At 67.5% G+C, this 885-nt stretch carries 2 protein-coding genes; both read right to left on the bottom strand.

Annotated features, from left to right (window positions below):
- Positions 1 to 242: 242 nt before the first annotated feature.
- Positions 243 to 440, bottom strand: a complete 198-nt coding sequence (locus tag JHN63_RS51500; protein WP_200692006.1) for a hypothetical protein — start codon at positions 438 to 440, stop codon at positions 243 to 245.
- Between the two features lie 204 nt (positions 441 to 644).
- Positions 645 to 885: DNA-directed RNA polymerase subunit alpha C-terminal domain-containing protein (locus JHN63_RS51505; RefSeq protein WP_307782201.1), on the bottom strand; the 241-nt coding region annotated here is incomplete at its 5' end.

Consider the following 885-nt stretch of genomic DNA (forward strand, 5'->3'; position numbering starts at 1 on the left):
CTGGTCACCCTCCCCCAATAGCGCAGACTCGGAACAATGCCCTGCTCAACCGCCTACCAGTAACCCCGCGGGTGCGGGGAGCGGACTCGGTGACCTGCAGTGTTATGAAGGCCGAGCGTGGTTCTGGTGGACTGTCATCGAGTGGGTCATTTCGGTCATAGGCTGTGGATTTGCGGGCCGTACGCGCGGAGCACACCTCCGTCCTGCCGGTCCGATGAAGTGGTCGGTGAGTCCCGGCCGAGTCAGGTCCGGGGCGCGATCGACAACTCCACCTCCAAGGTCGTCTCGGAGAGGATCACCTCACCCAGGAGCATGCCGGCCCGGCCGGAGTACGCGATCGCCCTCATCTCGGCGGACGCGGCGTCGACCTGTGAGACCGCGCCGTCTCCGGCCGGTTGCCGACTGCTGGAGTTCGTCCACGAGACCGCCACCACTGCCACGTCCCGCCCTCGGCAACTGCGACCGGACAGGGGCCGGCAGATCAAGGAGTGGGCCACTGACCCCGGTGTGTCGGCAGGGACCGGCCTTCTTCAGGGTTTGTGTGCGGACGGGGGCCCGGCCGAGGTCTCCCTCCGGCAGGGAAGAGGGTGGAGGTTCCCTTTCTCCGCCCGCGAAGGGTTTCCACGGCCGGTGCCGCGCAGCGTTCAGTACTGCTCGGTCTCCACGAAGCCCGCGTCCACGTCGTCGGCGCCGAAGATGTCGGCGGCGGCGGTCGGGTTGAATCCGGGCGGGGCGTCCTTGAGGCCGAGGCCCATGCCGGCGAGCTTTTCCTTCACCTCGTCGATGGACTTCGCACCGAAGTTGCGGATGTCCATCAGGTCGGCCTCGGAACGCGCCAGCAACTCGCCCACCGAGTGGACCCCCTCGCGCTTGAGGCAGTTGTAC

The sequence above is a fragment of the Streptomyces sp. MBT65 genome (genome assembly GCF_016612545.1).
GTDB lineage: Bacteria > Actinomycetota > Actinomycetes > Streptomycetales > Streptomycetaceae > Streptomyces.